Source organism: uncultured Maricaulis sp., assembly GCF_905480005.1.
Lineage (GTDB): Bacteria > Pseudomonadota > Alphaproteobacteria > Caulobacterales > Maricaulaceae > Maricaulis.
Window position 1 is genome coordinate 1 of the sequence record NZ_CAJQOO010000001.1, and the last position, 21,287, is coordinate 21,287.

The following is a 21,287-nucleotide window of genomic DNA, read 5'->3' on the forward strand; positions in this document are numbered from 1 at the left end:
CGCGCAGGGCTGAGCATCAACACGCTGGCGCCAGGCCCGGATCGGGTTAGGTTGAGCTTGAACAAGGAGCGAGGCGCCGCATGACCGAGATCAATCCCGACAAACCCGTCCTGGTAACCGGCGGAACCGGCTATCTGGCCGGCGTCATTATCGCGAGCCTGCTGGAAAAAGGGCGTGATGTTCACACGACGGTGCGGGACCCTGACAATCGCGAAAAGCTGAAATATCTCGACGCCATCGCCGCAGAGACGCCCGGTTCCATCCGCTATTTCAAGGCCGATTTGCTCGACGCCGACGGCTTTGCACCGGCGATGGCGGGCTGCGAGCTGGTGATCCACACCGCCTCGCCCTTCATCGCGCATGTGGAGGACCCGCAGCGCGATCTGGTGGATCCGGCGGTCAAGGGTACGCGCAATGTGCTCGCGGCCGTCGACGCGACCGACACCGTGAAGCGTGTCGTCCTGACGTCGAGCTGTGCAGCGATCTACGGCGATAACAGCGACATCGCCGGCATGCCCGACCGCAAGCTCACCGAGGCGGTCTGGAATACGACTTCCAGCCTGTCCCACCAGGCCTATTCCCTGTCCAAGACCCTGGCAGAGAAGGCCGCATGGGAGATGGTCGAGGGCCAGTCGCGCTGGGACCTGGTCACGATCAACCCGTCTTTCATTCTCGGCCCCGGCATCAATCCGCATGCGAGCGGCGAGAGCTATGCGATCCTGACGCAAATCGGCAATGGCACGATGGCCGCCGGCATTCCCGACTTCCGGATCGGTGCGGTGGATGTCCGCGAGGTCGCCGCGGCCCATATTGCAGCCGGATTTACACCCCAGGCCGAGGGACGCCATATCCTGTCCGGCCACGATACGGGATTTGTCGAAATGAGCGCCCTGCTGCGCGGGCATTTCGGGTCGACCTACAAATTCGGCAAGTCCACCCTGCCCAAATTCATGGTCTGGCTGGTCGGGCCCATGATCAATCCCGGCCTGACCCGCACGATGGTCAGCCGCAATGTGGGGATCCCCTTTTTGGCCGACAATTCCAAGAGCCGGTCAGCGCTTGGTGTCACCTATCGCCCGCTGACTGAAACCCTCACCGAGCACTTCCAGCAATTGATCGATGCGGGTCGCGTCAAGCCGGCCTGACCCGTTCGTGACCGCGAGGGCCCGGACATCGCAACCGCGAACCCGGGGGCCGAAGCCTGCGCGCGAATTTGCGCTGACACGGTGAGCGCGAGGCGGGAGCCGGCCCTCCGGACGTGAGGGGCAAGGCTCCGGCCCGCGCGACAAGACTTTCCCAACACGACAATTTCCGCTTAGCTCGTGGCCGAATTTGTCGCTGTGGGGGCTGGAGACATGCGGAATATTCTTATCGGGGCGGCGGTTCTGGCCGCGCTATTCGGATTGGCGGCCTATGGCCCTGGATCCCTGGATGCGATGCATTTTGCGCCGCCGGCGCCGGATCCGGATCTTGCCGCGCGTTTTGATACCGAGCGCGAACCCGTGCGTACGGAGCGCCCGGACTTCCACGGCGCTGAAGATCTCGAACCCGGCCCGGATGGTCGCCTCTACGCCTCCCTGGCCGATGGCCGCATCATGGCCCGTTCCCCGGAGGGTGACTGGGCTGAAGTCGGAAATACCGGTGGCCGCCCGCTTGGACTGAGCTTCGGTCCGGACGGGCGCCTCTTCGTCGCGGACGCGCTGATGGGCCTTCTGGCCCAGTCCGAGAGCGGCTGGGATGTCTGGCTCGCCGCCGCTCCGAATGGCGGACCGCTGGTCTTCGCCGATGACCTCACCGTCCTCGCCGATGGTCGTGTGATCCTGACGGATGCGTCGCTGCGCCATGCCTATGGCGACCACATGATGTCCTTCCTCGAGGCCGAACAGACCGGTCGCATTCTCTCGGTCACGGCACCGGAGGAATATGCGGTGCTCGCGGACGGGCTCGGCTTCATCAATGGCGTTGATCACAACCCCGCCACCGGGCAGGTCTTCATCAATGAAACCTGGGCGGGGCGAATCTGGACGCTGGACCCTGACAGCGCCACGCTCACCGTCCTGATTGATGGCCTCCCCGGCTATCCCGACAATCTGGAATTTGACGCGGAAACCGGCCTGATCTGGAGCGCCATGCCGTCATTGCGATCCGAAGAGCTGGACGCCCTGCACGCCCGCCCGCTGCTCAAGCGGCTGGTCTGGCGATGGTTGCAGCTTACCGGGCTGCCGCCCCTGCCCGAGCGTCCCGCCATGGCCATAGCGCTCACGCCGGATGGCGAAACGGTTCGAACCCTGCGCGGTCCGCTTGAGGATGCCGACGGCATTACCACTGTGCTGGTCTGGAACGACGAATTGTGGACAGCGGGGCTCGCCCGCGACGGCATCACGGTGTTCGACAACGCTGGCGACTAGCCCCGCCCCGACGACACGGTTGCATGCGCGTCATGCAGACAAATCTGCGCTCGCCGGTCGAACCGCATGGCGGCTGCGCCTAGCTTGGATTGAATGCAGGCATCGGAGTAGCGGCATGAACGAGACAAAGGGCAATGGCGCCAACCCGGTGCGGTTCCGGCATGCCCTGCCGGACGGCGAGCTGAGCGGTTTGGCCTGGCCGGCGCCGGAGAAACCGCGCCTCGTCTTCATCCACGCGAACGGATTCTGCGCCAGCGCCTATCGGCAGATGCTCGGACACGTGTCGGCCGCCTTCGACATTCTCGCACCGGACCTGCGCGGACACGGACGAACTCGCCTGACCGCCGACCCCGACCAGCACCGCAGCTGGGATATCTATGCGGCGGACATCAGCCAGTGGCTGGGCTCGCTGGACCGAAGCCCGGACGCCTTTGCCGGGCACTCGATGGGCGCAATCATTTCGCTACTGTCCGCCAGCCGGCTGTCGCGACCGGTTCCGCTGGCCCTGGTCGAACCGGTCATATTGCCGCCCGTCTTCTACCTGATGTGCCAAGGCCCTTTGAGAGGTCTGATGCGCGGCCGTGTCCCGATCGCCAAGGCAGCCCGCAAGCGTTTCGATGGCTGGGAAGCGCGATCAGACGCCGCGACGCGCTACGCCCGCCACCCCACTTTCCGGAACTGGGCCCCCGGGGTTCTGGATGATTATCTCGAAGATGGGCTGGTAGAAGCAGACGCGGGTGATATTCGCCTGTCCTGCAACCCGTTGTGGGAAGCCGCCAACTACGAAGCCCAGGGTCATGATATCGGGACCGCCCTGCGGCAGCAGGCCGGGTCAGTCAGTGTGCTGAAAGCGGAAAAGGGGTCGACCATCGTCAGGCCCCGCGCCCTCACCAGTCGGGGCATCGGCATCGATTTGATGACGGGAACCGGACATCTTGCGCCGATGGAGGCTCCCGAACGGGTCGCCGACTGGATTGGTGGAAAACTGAGAAACACGGTTTGATCCATCAGCACGAAGGAGATCGACATGTCACAGGAAGAACGCTTCGCCGATCGGGTCACAGTCTCGACGGCCGACCATGTCGCCCATGTCCGGCTTGACCGGCCTGACAAGCTCAATGCCATCGACCCGGCCATGTTCGAAGGGCTGCTGGAAGCTGGCCAGTATCTCGCTGCGCAAGACCAGGTGCGCGCCGTCATACTGTCCGGCGAGGGCCGGATGTTCTGCGCTGGACTCGATTTTGCCAGTTTCGCAGCCATGGCCGGCGATGCGGAAGCCATGGAGCCGCTGGAAACACGAACCCATGGCCTGAGCAATCGCCCACAGCACGCCTGCCTGCAGTGGCGCGAACTCCCCATGCCCGTGATCGCGGCCATCCAGGGCGGAGCCCTGGGCGGCGGGCTTCAGATCGCCTTGGGCGCGGATATCCGCCTTGTCACACCGGATGCCAGACTCGCCATCGCCGAAATCCGGTGGGGCCTGGTCCCCGATATGGGCGGCTGCGTCGTCCTGCCGGGACTGATGCGTGACGACCAGATCCGCGAACTGACCTATTCCGGACGCGATGTGAGCGGCGAGGAGGCCGTTCAACTCGGTCTGGCCACCCGGGTCGAAGCGGATCCGCTCGCCGCCGCGCGGGACATGGCGCGCGCGATGGCCACGCGCAGCCCGTCCGCCATGCGGGCAAGCAAGCGGCTTCTCAACCAGGCGGCCGAGGACGATCCTGCCACGGTCCTGCTGGCGGAATCGCGTGAACAGGCCGCCTTGATGGGCGGCGGGCACCAGGTCGAGGCCGTCATGGCACAAATGGAAAAGCGCCCGCCCGTCTTCGACTGAGCCCGCTGGCCGAGCGCCACAGCAACTGGCGTCACGGGCGGCACAGTGTTTCCGATGGCGACGGTAATCAAAGCGCCGCGCTTTCCCATATGTCAGTCATCGAAAGCGAGGCTGTCATGCGATTCATCGGTATAGCTCTGTCACTTCTCATCCTGGCCGGAACCGGCGCGCTCGTCTGGCAGGACGGTCTGACCGGCAACGGCCTGGTCGTTCGCGCCCCGGCGCCCGCCGACCTCGCCGCGCCGGCGCCACCCATCATGGAAGCCCGTCGGGAGACCCGATAATGACCATCAGGATCACGCGCGAAGACAGCGGCTCGAAAGGGCGTTTCATCGCCCATGTCGACGGTCAGGCAGAGACCGGCGAAATGACCTGGTCCCGCCTGTCATCCAGCCGCATCATCGTCGACCATACAGGTGTGCCGGACAGTCTGCGCGGGCTGGGTGTCGGCGCCGCGCTGGCCCGACATGTTGTCGATACGGCGCGGGCGGAAGGCTTCACCATCCTGCCTCTATGCCCCTTCCTCAAGGCCCAGGCAGAACGCCATCCGGACTGGTCAGACGTGATCGAGACGATCGGACGCTGACCGGACAACACCCCTCAATCCTCCGCCCATTGGCGCAACAGGTTGGCCTTGGTCTTCAAGATGAGATCGAGCTCACGCGTCTTGCCGTCCCGCTCGAAGAGCCGTGTCGAGACCTGGTCCAGGTCAAACAGGATTTCGCGCTGATCGGCCCGCCGCACCAGCGACCACACCCATCCGACAACCGCCAGCCGCTCTCCGCTCGTGACCGGGGCGACGTGATGAATGGCCGATGTGGCGTAGACCACGGCATCGCCGGGAGCGAGCTTGATCTCGGTCTCGCCCTCGGTCCCGTCCATGACCAATTCGCCGCCGTCATAACTGTCCGGCTCGCTGAGGAAGAGCGTGAAGGAGAGATCGGCCCTGCGGCCACCCATGAGCGCATCATCGATATGAGGTCCGTATTCCATCCCCTCGCGATAGCGCGAGACCAGAATGCGCGAGAGCGTCTTGGGCCGGGCGAAGCTGACAAACCCGGCATGGGCCATCAGCGCCTTTCTGACCTCGCTGCGGACGGTATCGACACGAGCGCCGGTCTCGAGCTGCTCATTGGCTTTCACGCCCCGGGCGACCCGTCCCGCCGTCTTGCCACCATCCCCGAACGTGCCTTCGCTAATCAAACGGCGAAGATGCTCGACCTGCTCGGATGAGCAGACATTTTGCAGATGAATGAGCATGCGGGTTCCTGCGACTAATTGTCATTTGCTTGAAATACCGTTAGGCGTTTATCGCATTGATGAGAGCGAAATCCATCCGCGAAAGGACATTTCATGGGGATCAAGCGCCGCACGCGTGTCTGGACATCGGTCGGAACAGCCGCCCTTCTCGGGGGGCTGGCCAGCTGTAGTGAGCCCGCCGAAACACCGGTCGGCCCGGACGCCCATGCGCCAAGCGAGACCGCGAGCGCACCTGCCTTCTCGGCCGGCGACGGGGAAGGCGAAGGGGAAGGCGAAGGCGGAGGAAATGGCGGCGAATTCGGAATCGATCCGGTCGAGGCTGAATCCAATCCGGTCATCTATCTCACCGCACTCGAAGTCATGCGCGCCCACTACCTGGCCGGTATCGACGCCTTTGAAGCCGGCGATCGCACAGCCGGTGCGGAAATGTTCGCCCACCCGATTTCGGAAATCTATATCGATTTCGAGCCGGCCCTGGACGCTCGCGGCGCGCCCCTCTTCGGGGATGTGATGACCGACGCGTCGGTGGCGCCCTATTCCGGTGAAAGCGATGACGCCATTGCCAGGCGCGTTGACGACGTTATCGCGGCGATCGATGCGGCCTCCGCCTTCGCACCGCGCAACCACATTTCCCCTGCCGGTGTCCACGCCCGGGTCCTGACCGATCTGATTGAGCGCGCGGCCCTCCAATACGAGGTCCTGGCCACCAATCCGGACGCGCGCGAAGCCTATCTCGACGGCTATGGATTTGCCCGTGCCGCGCAACGCTATGCCCGCAATCATCTCGAACAGGTCGCCGAAGGCGATGCGGATGCGGCCCTCCTTCTGGGGCGCGCGGTGAGCGCCATGCAGACAGCCTTTCCAACAGCCCTGCGGCCGCGCGAACTGGCAGGCGACAGCGCAGCCCTGCTTTCCCTCGCGAGCCAGGTTCGCGCCGAAGCTGACGGCTTGCGCTGAGCATCCGGCCTTGGCGTTGACCGCCAGGCTGCAGCGCCAGCTGACAGACATGGCGCTCGACTGGTATAGGCGGGACATCTCGTTTCCAAGGGACCGCCATGCCCCCCTTCCTGGTTGCAGCTCTGTATAAATTTGCCCCACTGAAGGCGGATGCCGCCCTTCAGGACGAGATTCGTGATCTGTGTGTCACCGAGCAAGTCTTCGGCACGCTCCTGCTCGCCAGCGAGGGAATCAATGGCACGATTGCCGGCCCGGATGGCGGCGTACACGCCGTACTCGCCCGACTTCGTGCCCTGCCCGGTTTCTCGGAATTGGAGCACAAGGAAAGCCGCGCCGAGACCCAGCCCTTCCTGCGCATGAAAGTCCGCCTGAAGCGTGAAATTGTCACGATGGGTGTTACCGGCATCGACCCGGTCGGCGCCGTGGGAACCTATGTCGAGCCTAAGGACTGGAATGACCTCATCACCGCCCCCGATGTGGTGACGATCGACACGCGAAATGACTACGAGGTCCGGATCGGACAATTCGAGGGGGCGATCAACCCGAAGACGGTCTCCTTTCGCGAGTTTCCGGACTGGTTCCGAAGCTTCCGCGAAACCCGCCCCAATGCCCGCATCGCCATGTATTGCACCGGCGGAATCCGCTGCGAGAAGGCAACGGCCTTTGCCCGGATGGAAGGAGTCGACGACGTCTTCCATCTCAAGGGCGGCATCCTGAAATATCTCGAGAACGTACCGGAAAGCGAAAGCCGCTGGCGTGGCGAGTGCTTTGTTTTCGACCGTCGGGTCGCTGTCACCCATGGGCTCGAAATCGGCACGCACACACTTTGCCATGCCTGTCGCGAACCCCTGGGTCCGGAGGATTTGCGCTCACCGGACTATGTGCCGGGCCATGCCTGCCCGCATTGCGTCGAGATCCGCACGCCGGAGCAACGCGAACGCTATGCCGAGCGGCATCGCCAGGAAAGCCTGGCGCGAGCCCGCGGTGAACGACATCTCGGCCAAGCGGGAGCACCGCGAGAGGCTGACGGATGACACCCCGGCTGCCCATTCTCTGGTCATTCCGGCGTTGTCCCTATGCGATGCGCGCGCGCCTCTCCCTGCATGCTGCCGGGATCGCGGTCGAGCACCGGGAAATCCTGCTGCGCGACAAGCCCGCCGCAATGCTGGACGCTTCGCCGAAAGGCACAATCCCGGTTCTGGTGCTGGAAGACCAGGTCATCGATGAGAGCCTGGACATCATGCTGTGGGCCTTGCGGCAGCACGACCCGGAGGGCTGGCTGCACGAGGAGCGCGACGCGCTGACGCTGGCCGGAGCCTGCGATACCCGGTTCAAGCCGCATCTTGACCGCTACAAGTATGCGACACGCTATGCTGATACCGACCCACAGGAACACCGCGCCGCGGCGGCCGAATTCGTGTCCGAACTGGAAGATCGGCTCAGCCGCTCGCCGGCCCTGGGCGGGGCGCAAGCCGGCCTTGCCGACTACGCGACATTCCCGTTTATCCGACAATATGCCCATACCGACAGGGATTGGTTTGCCGACCAGAAATGGCCGTCTGTACAAGCCTGGCTGGACGCTCACCTCAAATCCGTCCGGTTTGCCGAAATCATGCGCAAATACCCGTTGTGGACGCCGGATGCCGACCGGCCGAATGGCGTGTGATGCATTGAATCCACATCGCCGGGCGGATTTGCGCTGCAGCGCAACATAACACTGTCACCGAACTGCAATATCCGTTATCGGAAAGTCCATCCTGGCTGCACCACTCACCGCGAAGCACACCGCGCTGGCGCAGCTCATACTGGTTGGCTCGAAAGATTTCCTCATGACCCTTGCTTCCATCGCCCGCAAACGCGTGCAGCTCGCCGGCGTCAGCGCCCTTGCGCTCACGGCCTCCGCCTTCATCCCCGCCACGGCTGTCGCCCAGTCCGCGCCGACGTCCACCTCGACCGTTGAAACGATCATCGTGACGACCACGCGCCGCGAAGAAAACGTCCAGGACATCGCGAATTCGGTCACGGCCCAGTCCGGCGAAGACCTCGCCCCGCTGACCGAAGGTGGTGCCGATATTCTCAGCCTCGCTGCCCGCATCCCCTCCGTCTATGCGGAAAGCTCCAATGGCCGTGTCGCCCCGCGCTTCTATATTCGTGGCCTGGGCAATACCGATTTTGATCTCGCCGCCTCGCAGCCGGTCTCGGTGATCATGGACAATGTGGTGATGGAAAACGTCATCCTGAAATCCTTCCCGCTGTTCGATATCGCGCAGGTAGAGATCGCCCGCGGCCCGCAGGGCACGCTGTTCGGACGCAATACGACGGCCGGTACAATCAAGTTTGACTCGGTCCGACCGACCCAGGAAACCGACGGCTATGTCAGCGTCTCGGCCGGCTCCTACGGCACCACGAACCTGGAAGCCGCCATGGGCGGCGCTCTGGTCGAAGACGTGCTGAGCGCGCGCCTGTCACTGCTCTCGCAGCATCGCGATGACTGGATCGACAATGGCTTCACCGGCGAGAACAACGCGCTCGGCGGGTATGACGAGCAGGCCGGTCGCGCCCAGCTCCTCTATACCCCGACCGAGTCATTCGAAGCCCTGCTGAATGTGCATGCCCGCTCGCTGGTCGGCACGTCTGCCGTGTTCCGCGCCAATATCCTGACCCCGGGCAGCAATGCGCTGAACAGCAATTATGTTCGTGATGAAGTCTATTTCGACAGCGCGTTCAACAATCCGCAAGCCTATGACAGCTGGGGCACCAGCGCGGCGCTGAACTACTATACCAATGCCGGCGTGACCCTGACATCGATCACCGGCTATGAGGCCGCCGAGGGCTATTCGCTCGGCGATATCGATGGCGGTAATCTGGTGACCGGCCCGGGCTTCATCCCCTTCCCGTCGGAAACCCAGGACGGGATCGACTCGCTCGAGCAGTTCACGCAGGAATTCCGCATCGCCTCCAGCGATGACCAGCCGACGACCTGGCAGATCGGCGCCTATTATTTCTCCGGCGAATTCGACATCACCACGGTTGGACCGAATGGCGGCTTTCCGCCGTCCACGACGGTGCGCCATGACAACACGCTGTGGTCGGCCTTCGGTCAGGTCAGCCATCAGCTGAACGACAATCTCCAACTCTCCGGTGGCCTGCGCTTCACGCATGACGCCAAGGAGCTGGTCGGCGTCGTGACTTCGATTCCGGTGACGCCGGTCTCCGCATCCGACGACCAGTTCAGCTGGGACTTGTCGGCCTATTACGATCTTGACGATCGCCAGGCTGTCTTCGCCCGTCTCGCGCGCGGCTTCCGCGGCCCGTCAATCCAGGCCCGCGACGTTGCCTTCTTCAACCAGCCTTCGGTCGCCGACAGCGAGACCTCGACCTCGTTTGAAATCGGCTACAAGTCGGAGCCGCTCGATGGCCGCGCCCGCTTCAACGCGACGGCCTTCTACTACCAGGTCGATGACCTGCAGCTCTCGGCTGTCGGCGGCGGCGGCAATCTTGTCCAGCTGATCAATGCCGATCGCGGCGTTGGCTATGGTTTCGAAATCGACAGTGAGATGTGGGTGACTGACAATCTCTTTGTCACCGCCGGGCTGTCCTGGAACGAGACCGAGTTGCAGGATAATGACCTAGAAGTCGGCGTTTGCGCCCAGTGCACCGTGCTGGATCCGGATACCGATACTGACGGTTTCGTCGAAGTTGACGGCAACCCCTTCCCGCAAGCACCGGACTACATCCTGTCCTTTACGGCTCGCTACTCGATCCCGGCCGGCAATGGCGGCGAATGGTTCGCTTACACCGACTGGTTCTACCAGGGTCGCACAAACCTCTTCCTCTACGAGTCCGAAGAGTTCTACTCCGACGGTAATTTCGAAGGCGGTCTGCGCCTTGGCTATGCCGGCGAGATGTCCGGCGGCCAGGACTACGAACTCGCGGTCTTTGCCCGCAATATCACCGACGAAGACAATCTCGTCGGTGGCATCGACTTCAACAACAATACCGGTTTCGTCAACGAGCCGCGCATTGTTGGTGTCTCCTTCCGTGCCAGCCTGAACTAGGCTTCGGACCGAGTGTTAACAAAAGAAAAGCTCCGGGAGTAATCCCGGAGCTTTTTTTATTCGCTGAAATCCGCGGTCGGTGGTGGCAGGGTGATCTTGACGCTGCTCAAGGCAGATTGTTCACCCGAATTCCCCCCGAGACTGAGGGCGCTCCCGTTGAGCGCCCTCTTTCTTTTTTCGGGTTCGACCGTTTTCGATCTCGGACGGCGCTGAGCTATTCCCAGAAATAGGGCTGACGCTCGCGATCGCCGGTGATGGTCTCATTCATCGTATCGGCGTCGTAGAGACGGCCATTGAGCATGACGTATTCGATCTCGTCCGTATTGCCGATATCGTCGAGCGGGTTCGCGGTCATCACGACAAGGTCGGCCAGCTTGCCGACTTCGAGCGAACCGAGATCAGCGTCGAAACCGAGATGGCGGGCCGGTGCCATGGTCGCGGTTTCCAGCACCTGGAGCGGCGTGAAGCCACCCCGCGCGAAGGACCACATCTCCCAATGCGCGGCGAGGCCCTGTTGCTGGCCGTGCGCGCCGATCGAGACATCAACCCCGCGATTGCGCAGCTGAAGCGCTGTACGGGCATTGTCATCATCAACGAAATCCTCTTCCGGTGCCGTCGTGCGACGTACCGAACCAGCCTGAAGGATGCGCGGCGGGGCGTGACGGGACAGGATCGGATGCAGCCAGACGTCCGTGGCCTGGCGCCAGTAGGGATCACCGGCGAGGCCGCCATAGGTCACGACGATGGTCGGCGTGTAGGCGACTTCGGTCTGGGAATACATCTGCAGCACGTCCTCATAGATCGCGGAGAGCGGCAGATTGTGTTCGATCGACGTATTGCCATCGGCCACCATGGCCATATCCATGTGGTAGTTGGACCCACCCTCGGCGACCACTTCGACGCCGGCCTCATGGGCAGCTGCAACAACCTGCTGGCGCTGGTCACGGCGCGGCTGGTTGTAGTTCTTGATCGAGTGCGCGCCTTGCGAGGCAAGGCGGAAAACGTGCTCCTGCGCGTCCTCGTAATTGTCGATCTGCGCATAGACGGAAGCCGCCCGCGCGCCATAGACGATCTCGCCGGTGGAATAGATCCGCGGCGCCAGCAGGCTTCCGGCCCGCTGATACTCGCCTGCCGTGAAGATCTGGCTGGCCCGGTTGGAGGGATCGTGGATGGTCGTCACACCCAGAGCCAGATGCGCGATCACGGCCCAATTCTGCTCCGGAATGATATCACCCGTGCCCTGCGGACCATGCGCGTGGGCATCGATGAAGCCCGGCGTGATTGTGCGGCCGGACATGTCGACCGTCTGAGCGCCCTCCGGTACCGTCACATCGGCACCGACAGCGGCAATGCGATTGCCATCGATGACAATGGTGCCGTTCTCGATGACGCCGCCATCTTCACCCGCCATGGTGATGATCCGCGCATTGGTCAGCGCGACCATGCCGCTGGGCCGGTCCGCCGTCGCACGCATGGACAGGTCGAGGCCCTCGGTCGGCGGCGTGTATTCACGCTCACCGGTCGGGTCAGGGCGGAAGTCCGCGACCTCGGCGGTGAAGAATGTCGGTCCCATGGACCAGTGAACGGCATCGCCGCTCCCGCTCCAGTGGAAATAGCTACCGCCATTGCCGGACACTTCCACCGTCGGAAGCGCCGAGCTGCCACGGCCGCCGGAAACCGATTGCGGACCCGGCAGAAGCGGCTGCACGAAAACATCATAATTCTGGCGGAAGGCGACGTGCGTGCCATCCGGCGAGACCTGGTAGCCGGTGACCAGGTCACCGGTCACATGGGTCCGCTCATTGGTACCGTCCATATCCATGGAGACCAGGCGGGCACCGCCGCCACTGCGGGTAACGAAAATACGGTCATTCGAACCACCGAAATGAGGCGCCGAACCGCTATCGGTGATGCGCACCATGTCACCGCCATCGGCGGCGACACGATAGACGCCTTCATTCTCGGACCATTCCGGCGCGGTCAGGAATCCGCCGGAGCCTTTTTCGAAGACCACGGTCTCACCATCGGGCGAAAAGCGCGGATTGCGGTAATGGCCGGGCTGGTCATTGAGCACGCGTTCGCGGCCGCCCCGGGCGGAAATGGTCCGGACCGAGCCCAGTTCTTCATCATCCCAGGTCACGAAGGCAATGGTGCGGCCATCGGCCGACCAGGTCGGCATCATTTCCCGGCGCGTGCCGTCATCCCGGGTCAGGCGGCGCGGCTCGCCACCATCCGCATCGCGCACCCAAAGATGGCCCAGCGTCTCGTAAACGACCTGGCTGCCATCGGGCGACGCCGTGGCGAAGCGCGGCATGCGGGTCTGGAAAGTGTCCGGTGCGACGTCGACCGCGGGGCGCGGCGGATCAATCACATCGCGTGTATCGGTGACGCTGAAGGGGATGTTGGTGACGTCGCCGGTCTCGATATCGACGCGCTGGATGCCACCCTCGGCCCAGTACACGATGGAGTTACCATCCGGCATCCAGTCCATGTTGGGATACATGCCGGTCACGCCCCAGGTTTCCTGCATGTCCTGATCGACCGTTTCGACGAGGCGACGCTCCTCACCGGTCTGCAAATCCTTGATCCAAAGGCCAGACTGGATTCGGTCCCGACGCACAAACGCCATGTAGCGGCCATCCGGCGACGGTGCCGGACGGACCGCGCCGCCTGCCCCGGAAACCGCCGTATCGGTCTCTCCGGTCTCCATGTCATAGCGACGGATATTGAACAGGTCGGTATTGGAATCCTGAGCGTAGATGAAGGTGTTCCCGGAGGTCACATTCTGCGTGTAGTAGAGATAGCGGCCATCCGGCGAGAAGATCGGCTCGCCCAGCTCCTTCTGGAAACTCTCATCGGGGCGCTCGACCAGCTGCACACCACCGCCGCCGAGGACGTGATAGAGCCAGATTTCGCCGGTACCGGCAGAGCGTGTGGTGGTGAAATGCTTTCGGGCGGCGATATAGCGGCCCGAGGGGTGCCAGGCGCCATTATTGAGAAGGCGGAAGCTCTCCTCGGTCAGCTGCCGGGCATCCGAGCCGTCAACATTCATGATCCAGATATTGTCACCGCCGGCGCGATCCGAGGTGAAGGAAATCTGGCTGCCATCGGGCGAGAAGCGCGGCTGGATTTCCCAGGGCAGGCCCGAGGAAATATTGGTCGCCGCACCGCCCGCCACCGGGATGGTGTAGATATCGCCGAGCAGGTCGAAGGCGATGGTCTGGCCGTCCGGACTGACGTCCAGCGACATCCAGGTGCCCTCCGTGACATTGATGTCGATCGCGCGCGTCTCGAGCGGCGGATTGGCGACATCCCAGCCCTCGCTGGCCTCGTCCTGCATGGCAAAGGCCGGTGCCGCGGAAAGCATTGTGCTGGCAGCCAGAATTGAAACGAATTTGGTCATCTCTTCCCCCAAGAATTGGAATCTTGGGGCAGAGACTAGGGCGCGAACCGGCTGACCACAAACGGCGCTGGCCGTAACATTTGCGCGACCTCGATGGCCAAGCCTGTAGGCGCTAGTGCGCCCCGCCCATGCGGCCGAGACGGACCTTGTAGTCGACGGCCAGCTCATAGGCCGGATCGTCATCACTATCGACCACCAACTGGCCGGCCCGAGTCAAAAGCTTGTGGCAATCACGGCTGAGATGGCGCAATTCGATCTGCTTTCCGGCCTGGTCGTATTTCAGGGCCAGGTCCTCGATCGCCTGCAAGGCGGACTGGTCGACAACCCGGCTGTCGGCGAAGTCGATCACGACACGATCCCGGTCATTTTCGATGTCGAACAATTCGATGAAGCTGGCGGTGGACCCAAAGAAGAGCGGTCCTTCGAGCTTGTAGATGTGCTCGTCATTCTCGCCGATGCTCTCGCGGGCATGAATGCGCGATGCGGCATTCCAGGCGTAGACCAGCGCCGAAACAATGACACCGACGATGACCGCAATGGCGAGGTCAGCATAAACCGTCACACCGGTGACCAGCAGGATCACGAAGGCGTCGGATTTGGGTATTCGGGTCAGGATACGCAGGCTCTGCCAGGCGAATGTGCCGATCACGACCATGAACATCACGCCGACCAGCGCAGCCAGCGGGATCTGCTCGATCACCGAAGACCCGACCAGGATGAAGGCGAGCAGGAAGAGCGCCGCCGCGATACCCGCGAGGCGCAGTCGTCCGCCCGATTTCACATTGATCATGGACTGACCGATCATCGCGCAACCCCCCATGCCACCGAAGAATCCGGTGACCAGATTGGCCAGGCCCTGGGCCACGCATTCCTGCGACGCGCCGCCACGGCGACCGGTGATTTCACCGACCAGATTGAGTGTCAGCAGGCTTTCAATCAGGCCGATCGCAGCCAGGATAACGGCATAGGGAAGGATGATTTCCAGCGTCTCGAGATTGAGCGGAACCATCGGGATGTGAAAGGCCGGCAAACCGCCCTCGATGGAGGCCAGGTCACCGACGCGCGGCACCGGCAGACCGAAACCGATCACCAGCGCAGCGACGACGCCGATCGCCACGAGCGGCGCCGGAATAGCCTTGGTCACCTTGGGCACGGCCCAGATCAGAACCATGGTAAGGCCGACCAGGCCCAGCGTGAGCAGGAGCGGCCACCCGGTCATCCAGATGTGCTCTCCGGCCTCATTGACCGTCTTGAACTGTTCCAGCTGCGCAAGGCCGATCACGATCGCGAGGCCATTGACGAAACCCAGCATGACCGGGTGCGGGACCATGCGGATGAACTTGCCAAGGCGCAGGACGCCGGCCGAAATCTGGATAATTCCCATCAGGACGACGGTTGCGAACAGGTATTCGATGCCATGCTCGGCGACGAGATGAACCATCACCACGGCCAGAGCGCCCGTGGCCCCGGAGATCATGCCTCGCCGACCCCCAAGGACAGCCGTGATCAGGCCGACGATGAAAGCGGCATATAGGCCCGCCAGCGGCGGCACACCGGCCACGAAGGCAAAGGCCACAGCTTCCGGCACCAGGGCCAGGGCAACCGTCAGACCGGCCAGGATTTCGATCCGGATACGGCTCACATTCAGCGGCGGCAATTCACCACGATCGCCAATGGTTGCAGCGAGGCGTTCCGTAAAAGCAGCTAGAGAAGTTCTGAGCATTCAAAGTCCACCGGTGGCTGCGCAATTGGCGAGGCGTCATACGCGTCGCTCATCTTGCGGGTGATATGTTGCGCCGCACAAAAATGCACCCCTTTTCTTCAGGGTGCAGGCCTGGTTTCCCGGCGCCGTTCGGTAACGCTTCACTAACCACGCTTCTCAACGAAATCTTTTGCCCGCTCTGCTCAAATGACGCCAAGATCGATGGGGAGAGCTGTGGACTATTCCAACGCACCACACACCGAAGGCCAACAATTGCCCAAGGCGACCGGTCCTGCCAATGATACGTCAGATGCCCTGCGCCCGTCCAATTCGGACACGGCGAGCCTGACGCGTGCCCACATGAAGGCCGATGCGCGCGCCCCGCGCCATCGCATTAATCGCAAGGCGCTTGGCCATGTCTGGCAGAGTGTCGACATCTTCGTCATCCTGATCCTGACCGTGACCGGTGCCTATGCCCTGTCTGGCGGCGCGGTGACCGAAGTCGCGGCCGGAGAGCTCCTGCCCCTGCTGGCCTTTGCGGCCCTGTGCCCGGCCCTTGCCATGCTGATGCGCCTCTACAAGGTCGAGCCGCGCGAGAATGCCACGGGTCGCCTGCTTCGAGCGCTGACTGCGACCGCCACCACCGGCGCGGCCATCACCGCCCTCGCCCACCTCACCGCCCCCAATGTCGTGCATCTCGTCGCGACCTTCGCCATTACGGGTGTCGGGGCCGTGACCCTGCTCCACGTCATCTATGCCGGCTTCATCCAGCATTGGGCCAAGGCCGGTCGACTGGCCCGCAATGTTGTCCTGGTTGGGGCGACGCCCAATGCCAGCAAGCTGATCAAGGCCAATGCCGGGTCCGGCACGGTGAATGTCGTGGGCGTCTTCGACGACCGCAAGGCCCGCAGCCCCCAGGCGCTGGCCGGTGCGCCCTATCTGGGTACGACCGATGACTTGCTGAACTGGTCCCTCCTGCACGAGGTCGACCGCATCATCCTGACCGTCACGCCCAAGGCCGAGGAACGCGTCCGCATGCTCTTGACCAAGCTGCGCGCCCTTCCCCATACGGTCTGCCTGTTGCTGGATCTGGATTCCTTCGACCCGGCCGAGACCACGCTGGACGATATCGTTGGCGTCCAGGCGGCACGCATGAGCGGCGTCGAGGAACGCCTTGGCCATCTTCTGGTCAAGCGCCTGCAGGATCTCACCTTCGGATTGGGACTGTTCCTCGCGGCCTTGCCCCTGATGCTCCTGATTGCGCTCGCCGTGCGTCTGGACAGCCGGGGTCCGGTCCTGTTCCGCCAGGTGCGTGAAGGCTTCAATGGTCGCCCGATCAATGTGCTGAAATTTCGCACCATGCGTCATGATACCAACGCCGCCGACAAGCCGATGCGCCAGGTTGAGCTGGATGATCCGCGGGTGACGCGGATTGGCGGCTTTCTGCGCAAGACGAGCCTCGACGAGTTGCCCCAACTCTGGAATGTGCTGACTGGCGAAATGTCACTGGTCGGACCGCGTCCGCACGCGCTTGGCATGCGGACCGGCGGCACGGAGACCGCCAATCTGGTTGCCGAATACGCCCATCGCCACCGCGTGAAGCCGGGCATTACCGGCTGGGCGCAGATCAATGGTTCACGCGGTCCCCTGCACTCGCCCGAAGCCGCACGCGCGCGGGTCGCGCTGGACGTTGCCTATATCGACAAAGCCAATTTCTGGTTCGATCTCTGGATCATGTTGCGCACCCTGCCGGCTCTTCTCGGCGACAAGATCAATATCCGCTGAGCCCGGGCCTAGCGCCGCAAAAACGGCGCCGGTCGCATCGTGTTCTGCGACCAGGCCCGTGACAGCGTGGCCAGAAGCGCCGATTGCGGGTCAGGCTCACGGGCGTCCGCGGCCTCGCCGTAAAGCGGGTTGAAGCGGTTCTCGGCATTCTCATAGACACGCCAGCCGCTATCCCAGCGAAAAACCGACCAGGCGGCACCGGCCCTTTCCGCGGCAGCAATCCGGTTGGCGAGATAGTCCGCCGCCGCCGGTGCCCAGCGGGACACCCCGAATTCTCCGAGCATCCATGGCCCCTCGATCGGCTGATCGAACTCGGCCAGGGACGGATTGAATTCCAGGCCCGCGCCGGCGGCCTGGTGCGTGTAGGCACGCGGCGAATAATCATGGACCGCCAGAACCTGGCCCGGCACTGCAGCCCGGTCGATCAGTCCGGCAAATCCCGGATTGGCATAGCCATCGGGGCTGATCAGAATGGGCGTTTCGGGATCAACAGCCCGCACCGCCCGACTCAGGCGCGCACACAAGGCTGACCAGTCCGCCGGTGTTCCGGCCACGGTTTCGGCCAGCCGGTCAGCGTCCCAGATGTCCAGATCGCCGCCATCAGGTCCACGCGCCGCCAGATTGGCATTCGGCTCCACCATGAGGAGATAGCCGGCCAGGTTCGGGTAGTGCCGGAAGTGACGGGCGGTGTGTGCCCACATCGCCTCCCAGCCATCCTGCGCCTCGCGCGATTGCCAGACGCGTTCATTGATCCGCTCGGCCGGAAACCAGGTGTCGGCCTGGTCACGATGAAATGTGAACTCGCTGCGCCCCGGACCGGTCCGAAAGCCGATTACGACATAAAGCCCGTGGCGTGCGCACCGCTGGACCATGGCATGCAAATGCTGCTCGATTGCCGGATCGATGGCGAAAGGCGGCGCCTCGCCTGCCAACCCGGGATGGGAGAGCACCACCAGATTGCCGCCCAATCTCGCCAGACGGTCCAATGCCCCGTCGCTGACCGGCGCACCAACAGCACCGCTTCCGAGAAATTCGGGGCCATCAATGTCCGGATAGACACGCCTCTGGGCGATGACGGCACCGCGCAAGCGGACGCCGGTCGTATTGTCCCACAATTGAAGGCGGGTCGGCCCGGCCTGTGCACCGAGGACAGGCGGCACCGCCAGGGCAGCGGTCGCGGCCAAAAGGCCGTGGCGTCGGGTCAGCCCGGTCACAACGCCCGGAAGCCGGTCACCCGGCCGATTTTGCGCAAGGCTCGTTCCGGAAGGCGCCCCGCCGGCCCGAGCGGTGCGCGGGCGCAGCTTTCAGCAAAGGCGTGGCTTGACCGCGCCAGGGCACCGCGCAGCGAGCGCGTCGTGAACCGCCCGCCAACAAGCCCGACCTGGCTGCTCGACAAATCCTTCTTGAAGCCATAATCGCCCGGTCCGAGCTCGACGCCCAGATGGCCCATCGCAGCGGCGATCCGCGCTATCTCCACAAGCAGAAGCACGCCCGGGCTCAAGCCGCTGTGGTCCGGCTCATAAGCCGGGAACCAGTAATGGCACAGGCGGTCGCTCGCCATGCCGACATGCACGGCGATGATCCGGTCGCCCACCCGAAGGCTGGAGCTCACACCGGAAAAATAGTCGCCCTTGCGGCGCAAGATGGCCTTGAGCAAACGCCCGGTCCATCCCACTGAAAACACGTCGAACACGCCTGTCCGATGATATTGCGCACGCTTGAGCCGGACCATGGTTTCAAAGACATCGTCCTGGTAGTCCGCCATCACGAAGCTGTGGGACTCCTCATGCGCCTCGAGGCGCCGGAAACGTGTGGCGATATTGCGCATCGCCTTGGCATTCACCGACTTGCGGTGGGCCTGCCAGGCGTCGAAACCATCGGTCAGATCCATCATCCAGGATCCGTCCGGCGTGTCGGCCACGTCCGCGAAGCCGCGCTGACTGGCCAGGGCGCTGTGAAAATCGAAGACCGGGATGCCGGCCAGAGCCAGCCAGGCCGCCGGATCCGCCGTCGCCGGCTGCGGCGCAATCACACCCTGGGCATCACCCAGCGGGCCGGCGAGCGGTCGAGCAAAACCCAGCCGTCCGGCCTGAAAGGGCAGAAAGCCGGTTATTGCGCCATGCTCGCGAACGACCAGGACCCGGGTATCATCGCGTGCCTCTTCGCAACACTCGGCAAATTCCAGCGCGAAATAGGGGCTGGCCAGCGTCGCTTCAGCCTGCACGAAGGCACGCCAGGCGCCACGTTCCGCGTCTGTCAGCTCGCTCGGTTTTCGACAATCGACCTGCATCGGTCCGATCCCTATCCCCGTCAGGAATATCAGATTAGGGGCAACGCCTTAGCAGGCCGTGAACAGAGCAGACCTCGCCCGCAAAGCGGCACCGCTCTTGCAAGCTTCCCCTCTCAGGCGAGTGGAGCGTTTCATGCTTGGACGACATCTCTTGGGTTATCTGCCGGTTCAACTGGCGCAAGTCCTGGTCGGATTCGGCAGTGTAGCCGTGTTCACCCGGATCATGCCGGCCGATGAGTATGGCCGCTATGCCATCGCAATCGCCGCGCTCTCCCTGACCCACATCGTGACATTCACCTGGCTTGAGGCCGCGGTTGCCCGCTTCCATGCACGGGCCGAAAAACGCGGGCGGCTGCGCGATCACCTCGCCACCGCTTACGGGCTGTATCTGGTAATTGCCGGCCTTGCGGGTGGCGCCCTCGTCCTCGGGGTAAACATCCTGCCGGTTGATCCCAAGCTGCAGTCCGCCCTCGGCTTTGCCGTCATCTCGCTCATCTTGCGCGCGCTCTTGCAGATTGGCCTGGAAACCCACCGCGCAGGCGGCGATGTCGGTCGCTACTCGGCGCTCGAGGCTGGCTATCTCATGGTCGGGTTCATGGTCGGAATCGGCGTCATTCTGACAACCGATCTCGGGGCGGCGGGTGTCTTTGTTGGCACCGCGATTGCCGCGCTGGTCATGCTGGTCTTCGATCTGCCGGTCATGTTGCGCCGTGCCGCAAAGGGACGACGTCAGCCGGTTCGCGCTGCCAGCTTTGCCCGCTATGGCGCGCCACTCTCCATCTCGCTGATTTTCGAGCACCTGCTTTCCGTCGGTGACCGCTTCCTGATCGCTGCCCTGATCTCGCAGGGCGCCGTCGGCATGTATGCCGCGGGCTATGGCCTGGCTGACCGGTTGCTGGACGTGATCTTCATCTGGTTCGGCGCCGCCGTCTGGCCTCTCACCATCAAGGCTTTCGAGAAAGACGGGGCTGCCGCGGCCCGGGACATGGCCGGTCGGGCTGCCGGCCTGATGGGACTGATCTGCTTTCCCGCAGCCGCTGGGCTCGCCCTCGTCGCCGGACCGCTGACCACGCTGATCATCGGCGAATCCGTGCGCGCCGAAGCGGCCTCCATCCTGCCCTGGATCGCCCTGTCAGGCCTGATGAAGGGCATGATGACCTATTATTTCCACGAGGCATTCACCCTGACCCGCAAGACCGGTGTCATGGCGACGATCATGGCGGTCTCCGCCGCGTTCAATCTGGGCCTCAACCTCCTGCTCATCCCGGTCTTCGGGATTGCCGGCGCGGCCATGGCCACCGTGGTCGCCTACGCGCTCGCCCTGCTGGCCTGCGCGGTCCTGGGGCGGCGTCACTTCACTCTGCCCCTGCCGTGGGCTGACTGGATCAAGGCCGGCTCCGCGACTGCGATCATGGCGGCCGCTGTCTTCGCACTACCGCACAGTGGAGCGGCCTGGATCGATCTGCTCCTGCAGGCCGGAACCGGCGGTGTCGTTTACGTGATTTCAGCCTATTGCCTGGATATTGCCGGGTGCCGGTCCTGGGCGCGCGACGCCCGCCTCCTCTTCCGACCGGCGGGGGTGTGAGC

General features: G+C 63.6%; 17 protein-coding genes. 12 read left to right on the forward strand and 5 right to left on the reverse strand.

Annotated features, from left to right (window positions below):
* Positions 1-80 precede the first annotated feature (80 nt).
* The 6 genes from QZ266_RS00005 to QZ266_RS00030 all read left to right on the forward strand — a co-directional run bounded on the left by QZ266_RS00005 (position 81) and on the right by QZ266_RS00030 (position 4,831).
* Positions 81-1,145, forward strand: coding sequence for an NAD-dependent epimerase/dehydratase family protein (locus QZ266_RS00005; protein ID WP_295690406.1), 1,065 nt, complete (start codon positions 81-83; stop codon positions 1,143-1,145).
* A gap of 210 nt (positions 1,146-1,355) precedes the next feature.
* Positions 1,356-2,408: an SMP-30/gluconolactonase/LRE family protein gene (locus QZ266_RS00010; protein ID WP_295690407.1), complete on the forward strand. Its 1,053-nt coding sequence runs from the start codon at positions 1,356-1,358 to the stop codon at positions 2,406-2,408.
* 115 nt (positions 2,409-2,523) lie between these two features.
* The gene (locus QZ266_RS00015; RefSeq protein ID WP_295690409.1) at positions 2,524-3,411 is read left to right on the forward strand and encodes an alpha/beta hydrolase; all 888 of its coding nucleotides are present in this window, start codon (positions 2,524-2,526) and stop codon (positions 3,409-3,411) included.
* A 24-nt stretch (positions 3,412-3,435) separates the two neighbouring features.
* Complete coding sequence (locus QZ266_RS00020) at positions 3,436-4,245, forward strand: crotonase/enoyl-CoA hydratase family protein (RefSeq protein ID WP_295690411.1); 810 nt, start codon at positions 3,436-3,438, stop codon at positions 4,243-4,245.
* A gap of 116 nt (positions 4,246-4,361) precedes the next feature.
* Positions 4,362-4,529: a hypothetical protein gene (locus QZ266_RS00025; protein ID WP_295690412.1), complete on the forward strand. Its 168-nt coding sequence runs from the start codon at positions 4,362-4,364 to the stop codon at positions 4,527-4,529.
* The gene (locus QZ266_RS00030) at positions 4,529-4,831 is read left to right on the forward strand and encodes a GNAT family N-acetyltransferase (protein ID WP_295690414.1); all 303 of its coding nucleotides are present in this window, start codon (positions 4,529-4,531) and stop codon (positions 4,829-4,831) included. The genes QZ266_RS00025 and QZ266_RS00030 overlap by 1 nt, the downstream gene beginning before the upstream one ends.
* A 14-nt stretch (positions 4,832-4,845) precedes the next feature.
* Here QZ266_RS00030 and QZ266_RS00035 read toward each other — a convergent pair whose 3' ends face one another.
* Complete coding sequence (locus QZ266_RS00035) at positions 4,846-5,505, reverse strand: Fe2+-dependent dioxygenase (RefSeq protein WP_295690416.1); 660 nt, start codon at positions 5,503-5,505, stop codon at positions 4,846-4,848.
* 93 nt (positions 5,506-5,598) lie between these two features.
* On the opposite strand from QZ266_RS00035, the gene QZ266_RS00040 reads away from it, so the two are divergent.
* The 4 genes from QZ266_RS00040 to QZ266_RS00055 all read left to right on the forward strand — a co-directional run bounded on the left by QZ266_RS00040 (position 5,599) and on the right by QZ266_RS00055 (position 10,520).
* Positions 5,599-6,462: a hypothetical protein gene (locus QZ266_RS00040; protein WP_295690417.1), complete on the forward strand. Its 864-nt coding sequence runs from the start codon at positions 5,599-5,601 to the stop codon at positions 6,460-6,462.
* Positions 6,463-6,560: 98 nt separating this feature from the next.
* Positions 6,561-7,496, forward strand: a complete 936-nt coding sequence (locus QZ266_RS00045; protein WP_295690418.1) for a rhodanese-related sulfurtransferase — start codon at positions 6,561-6,563, stop codon at positions 7,494-7,496.
* The gene (locus tag QZ266_RS00050) at positions 7,493-8,128 is read left to right on the forward strand and encodes a glutathione S-transferase (protein ID WP_295690419.1); all 636 of its coding nucleotides are present in this window, start codon (positions 7,493-7,495) and stop codon (positions 8,126-8,128) included. The genes QZ266_RS00045 and QZ266_RS00050 overlap by 4 nt, the downstream gene beginning before the upstream one ends.
* A gap of 163 nt (positions 8,129-8,291) precedes the next feature.
* Complete coding sequence (locus QZ266_RS00055) at positions 8,292-10,520, forward strand: TonB-dependent receptor (RefSeq protein ID WP_295690420.1); 2,229 nt, start codon at positions 8,292-8,294, stop codon at positions 10,518-10,520.
* A 214-nt stretch (positions 10,521-10,734) separates the two neighbouring features.
* Here the strand turns inward: QZ266_RS00055 and QZ266_RS00060 are convergent, their stop codons facing one another.
* Positions 10,735-13,923 (reverse strand): amidohydrolase family protein, encoded by a 3,189-nt coding sequence (locus tag QZ266_RS00060; RefSeq protein ID WP_295690421.1) that lies wholly within the window; start codon positions 13,921-13,923, stop codon positions 10,735-10,737.
* Positions 13,924-14,035: 112 nt separating this feature from the next.
* Entirely contained in the window at positions 14,036-15,646 is a 1,611-nt protein-coding gene (locus QZ266_RS00065; protein WP_295690423.1) for a SulP family inorganic anion transporter, read from the reverse strand.
* 213 nt (positions 15,647-15,859) lie between these two features.
* Here QZ266_RS00065 and QZ266_RS00070 point away from each other — a divergent pair, with 213 nt between their 5' ends.
* Positions 15,860-17,410, forward strand: coding sequence for an exopolysaccharide biosynthesis polyprenyl glycosylphosphotransferase (locus tag QZ266_RS00070; protein WP_295690425.1), 1,551 nt, complete (start codon positions 15,860-15,862; stop codon positions 17,408-17,410).
* Positions 17,411-17,418: 8 nt separating this feature from the next.
* On the opposite strand, the gene QZ266_RS00075 is transcribed toward QZ266_RS00070, so the two are convergent.
* Both QZ266_RS00075 and QZ266_RS00080 read right to left on the reverse strand, forming a co-directional pair.
* The gene (locus QZ266_RS00075; RefSeq protein ID WP_295690426.1) at positions 17,419-18,624 is read right to left on the reverse strand and encodes a cellulase family glycosylhydrolase; all 1,206 of its coding nucleotides are present in this window, start codon (positions 18,622-18,624) and stop codon (positions 17,419-17,421) included.
* A complete protein-coding gene (locus tag QZ266_RS00080; protein ID WP_295690428.1) occupies positions 18,621-19,700 on the reverse strand; it encodes a GNAT family N-acetyltransferase in 1,080 nt (359 codons plus the stop codon). Before QZ266_RS00080 ends, QZ266_RS00075 begins: the two co-directional genes overlap by 4 nt.
* A 133-nt stretch (positions 19,701-19,833) precedes the next feature.
* Between QZ266_RS00080 and QZ266_RS00085 the strand changes: the two genes are divergently transcribed.
* Entirely contained in the window at positions 19,834-21,285 is a 1,452-nt protein-coding gene (locus tag QZ266_RS00085; RefSeq protein WP_295690429.1) for an oligosaccharide flippase family protein, read from the forward strand.
* The last annotated feature ends 2 nt before the right edge of the window (positions 21,286-21,287 follow it).

Bases quoted from the DNA above. Each gene is read 5' to 3' on its own strand.
- QZ266_RS00020 (WP_295690411.1), top strand. From the start codon at position 3,436: ATGTCACAGGAAGAACGCTTCGCCGATCGGGTCACAGTCTCGACGGCC.
- QZ266_RS00010 (WP_295690407.1), top strand. From the start codon at position 1,356: ATGCGGAATATTCTTATCGGGGCGGCGGTTCTGGCCGCGCTATTCGGA.
- QZ266_RS00080 (WP_295690428.1), bottom strand. From the start codon at position 19,700: ATGCAGGTCGATTGTCGAAAACCGAGCGAGCTGACAGACGCGGAACGT.
- QZ266_RS00030 (WP_295690414.1), top strand. From the start codon at position 4,529: ATGACCATCAGGATCACGCGCGAAGACAGCGGCTCGAAAGGGCGTTTC.
- QZ266_RS00025 (WP_295690412.1), top strand. From the start codon at position 4,362: ATGCGATTCATCGGTATAGCTCTGTCACTTCTCATCCTGGCCGGAACC.
- QZ266_RS00065 (WP_295690423.1), bottom strand. From the start codon at position 15,646: ATGCTCAGAACTTCTCTAGCTGCTTTTACGGAACGCCTCGCTGCAACC.
- QZ266_RS00050 (WP_295690419.1), top strand. From the start codon at position 7,493: ATGACACCCCGGCTGCCCATTCTCTGGTCATTCCGGCGTTGTCCCTAT.
- QZ266_RS00035 (WP_295690416.1), bottom strand. From the start codon at position 5,505: ATGCTCATTCATCTGCAAAATGTCTGCTCATCCGAGCAGGTCGAGCAT.
- QZ266_RS00005 (WP_295690406.1), top strand. From the start codon at position 81: ATGACCGAGATCAATCCCGACAAACCCGTCCTGGTAACCGGCGGAACC.
- QZ266_RS00085 (WP_295690429.1), top strand. From the start codon at position 19,834: ATGCTTGGACGACATCTCTTGGGTTATCTGCCGGTTCAACTGGCGCAA.
- QZ266_RS00055 (WP_295690420.1), top strand. From the start codon at position 8,292: ATGACCCTTGCTTCCATCGCCCGCAAACGCGTGCAGCTCGCCGGCGTC.
- QZ266_RS00060 (WP_295690421.1), bottom strand. From the start codon at position 13,923: ATGACCAAATTCGTTTCAATTCTGGCTGCCAGCACAATGCTTTCCGCG.
- QZ266_RS00040 (WP_295690417.1), top strand. From the start codon at position 5,599: ATGGGGATCAAGCGCCGCACGCGTGTCTGGACATCGGTCGGAACAGCC.
- QZ266_RS00015 (WP_295690409.1), top strand. From the start codon at position 2,524: ATGAACGAGACAAAGGGCAATGGCGCCAACCCGGTGCGGTTCCGGCAT.
- QZ266_RS00045 (WP_295690418.1), top strand. From the start codon at position 6,561: ATGCCCCCCTTCCTGGTTGCAGCTCTGTATAAATTTGCCCCACTGAAG.